Origin of the sequence: uncultured Thiodictyon sp., from assembly GCA_903837595.1 — a bacterium.
Classification (GTDB): domain Bacteria; phylum Pseudomonadota; class Gammaproteobacteria; order Chromatiales; family Chromatiaceae; genus Thiodictyon.
Genome location: CAILVI010000297.1, coordinates 1 through 2,362, shown reverse-complemented (window position 1 = coordinate 2,362; position 2,362 = coordinate 1). Strand labels below are relative to the sequence as shown.

General features: G+C 61.5%; 5 protein-coding genes. All 5 read right to left on the bottom strand.

All coding sequences use genetic code 11. From position 1 onward, the window contains the following. Positions 1-199: 199 nt before the first annotated feature. Complete coding sequence (locus QZY44_RS16445) at positions 200-577, bottom strand: type II toxin-antitoxin system VapC family toxin (protein WP_295448392.1); 378 nt, start codon at positions 575-577, stop codon at positions 200-202. A 2-nt stretch (positions 578-579) separates the two neighbouring features. Further along, on the bottom strand, positions 580-819 hold the full coding sequence (locus QZY44_RS16440; protein WP_295448389.1) for a type II toxin-antitoxin system prevent-host-death family antitoxin: 240 nt from the start codon (positions 817-819) through the stop codon (positions 580-582). A 116-nt stretch (positions 820-935) separates the two neighbouring features. Then, complete coding sequence (locus QZY44_RS16435) at positions 936-1,364, bottom strand: helix-turn-helix domain-containing protein (RefSeq protein WP_295448385.1); 429 nt, start codon at positions 1,362-1,364, stop codon at positions 936-938. After that, positions 1,361-1,654 (bottom strand): type II toxin-antitoxin system HigB family toxin, encoded by a 294-nt coding sequence (locus QZY44_RS16430; protein ID WP_295448382.1) that lies wholly within the window; start codon positions 1,652-1,654, stop codon positions 1,361-1,363. Before QZY44_RS16430 ends, QZY44_RS16435 begins: the two co-directional genes overlap by 4 nt. Positions 1,655-1,755: 101 nt before the next feature. Beyond that, positions 1,756-2,362 (bottom strand): GNAT family N-acetyltransferase (locus tag QZY44_RS16425; protein WP_295448379.1); only part of this gene is annotated, 607 nt, incomplete at its 5' end.

The following is a 2,362-nucleotide window of genomic DNA, read 5'->3' as shown; positions in this document are numbered from 1 at the left end:
CGGATACCGCGCGGCGGCACCGTCGCCATCCGTCAGGAGGTACTGGCCTGCGCCCTGCCGCGCCGTCAGCATCCGCGAAGGAAAATTGTGACAAGGCGCTGGTCCCGATGGCCTTATCCCTGTTGGTGGAGGTGACGCTGATCATCCCGCGGACGAACGCAATCACCGGGCGGGCATGGCGCGGCGGCCGTCGACGGACTCAGCATCTCAGAAGCGCGACATCGTACTTGGCGATCTCTGGGTCGCGCGTGATCAGGATCAGGAACTCGGCGCGGGCCTGAGCGACGAACATCCGGTCGAACGGATCGCGATGCTGCAACGGCAGCGCGCGATACGCATTGAGGTATGAGAGGCGGATCGGCAGAACCTCATAACCCGTCTCCGGGATCGCATCGAAGACGTGGTCCGGCAGTTCCAGCTTGCCGATCGAGGCTTTGATCGCGCACTCCCAGAGGGATGCACTGCTGACAAAAATGATATTGGCAGCAGAGGCGAGCACGTCTCGTGCAGGGCGGCAGACCACTCGCGGGTCACCGAGCGCCCAGAGCAACGCGTGGGTATCGAGCAGGTAGCGCATGCTCAATCAGTCACACCGAGTTGGCGGGCAGTGTCCTCGGGCCAGTCGTCGAAGTCTGCGGCGAGGTGGATGCGACCCTCAAAGCGCCCCAGACGGCGGCTCGTGGCAGCAGACTCGTAGCGTGTAAGACGCGCCACGGGGTGCCCCATGCGGGTGACAATACTCTCTTCACCCTGGCTGACCCGCTCCACGACTGCGGAAAATTTCGCTTTCGCTTCGGTCACGTTGAGTGTTGTTGACATTGTCGTTCCCGGATAGTTTGACGTGGTCAGACTCTAATCATGCCGCGCTCTCGGGGCAAGCTTTAATCAGGGTGAACGGCGCCCAGCTCCGATACTCGATGCTCGATGCTCGCTGGCTAAAGGAACAGATCGGCATGCACATTAAAACGACGCGCCAGCTTCTTGGCGATGTCTTTACTGATCGCTCGCTTGCCGTTCAGGATATCGGAAATGCGACTTTGGGGGGCGCAGTCAGCAAGATCTTCCTGCTTCAAGTCATGCTGTTCCATCAGGAAACGCAACACCTCGCGCGGTTGCGCCTCTGGGATGGTGAAATGCACATCTTCATATCGCTTCACCTGCTCGCCCAGGTAGTCGAGTACATCGGCCAAGGGATGATCTTCATCCGCGCGGATTTCGTCCACCAGGGCATCGACCGTCGCGCGCGCCTGCACATAGTCATCAGCGGTGCGAACAGACGTCACGCCAACCACAGATTTAAACGGCATCCACGCACGCAGAATCGCCTGCGGCTCCGGCACCACCTTCAGGAGTTGCGTCATCATTGCCTCCGTTTCCACTGACCTCGGTCATACTCGGCATGCGTGAGAACTGCGCGGACGAATACTTTGCGTCGGTTGTAATGAATCGCAACAATTAAGCGATACTTATTACCACCGATATTGAACACCGTCAGCCCGTCCACATCATCGGCACTGGGGTAGGTCGCCCGCAACGCGTTGAAGTCCGAAAAGTCCTCGTTCTCCATCGTGCGATACCAGGCCTCCAACGGGCCTTTGGCATTCGGATGTTTCGTCCAGAACTCAATGAGGGCAGGTTTCGCGATCACATGCATAAGCACTACAATATACCGAAATGGTATATTTTGCAAAAATCCAGCGATCGGCCGCCTCGAGCATCACCCCTGAGCCTGGCTGGGCAGATGGAGGTCGCCCTTCAGGAGGACCGCCCGAAATCGCGGAGCCTCGGTCGCACGGAAGGGTCACGATGATGCAACTTAGGCCGCGTCGCGCCAGGGCTGGCCGGTCGCTGGGCCGCCCCACGCCAACCAATGACCGACAGCCTCGTTGGCGGCTGTGCCGTTCCGGCAAGGTAGCGGGCGAGGCTGAGCCCCCAGGTCGCCGCACAGGACGCGACTACGCCCGCCGGACTCAGATACAACGTCACGCCCCGGGGAAGAGCCGTCACGACGGGGCGTGAAGCCGGCCGCTTCGACCAGGTTGCCGGGTCCGCCGGGATGGGTTCGGGCAGGCCGCAATCGTACTCCAGCGTCCCGTCATCCACCCACTTGGCATCACCGCAGAAGCATTGCGCCAAGCGGCGCATGCCGGTGTTCTCCGGCAGTACGTCAAACCGGAAACGGCGGATGCCCTGGCGCTGGGCGGCCGGAATCAGATGAGAAAGCAGCGCTGAACCCACCCCCTGCCCCTGTATCCCGTCGACCGTGGCGACGGAGAACTCGGCCACCTCCCCGCCGGGGGTCAGACGCAGACAGCGGGCAAAACCCAGGGGCTCTGACTCCCGGCCGGTCGCGTCGATCCGT

Excerpts from the sequence above, each read along its gene's own strand:
- QZY44_RS16445 (WP_295448392.1), bottom strand. The coding sequence starts at position 577 with ATGCGCTACCTGCTCGATACCCACGCGTTGCTCTGGGCGCTCGGTGAC.
- QZY44_RS16440 (WP_295448389.1), bottom strand. The coding sequence starts at position 819 with ATGTCAACAACACTCAACGTGACCGAAGCGAAAGCGAAATTTTCCGCA.
- QZY44_RS16435 (WP_295448385.1), bottom strand. The coding sequence starts at position 1,364 with ATGATGACGCAACTCCTGAAGGTGGTGCCGGAGCCGCAGGCGATTCTG.
- QZY44_RS16430 (WP_295448382.1), bottom strand. The coding sequence starts at position 1,654 with ATGCATGTGATCGCGAAACCTGCCCTCATTGAGTTCTGGACGAAACAT.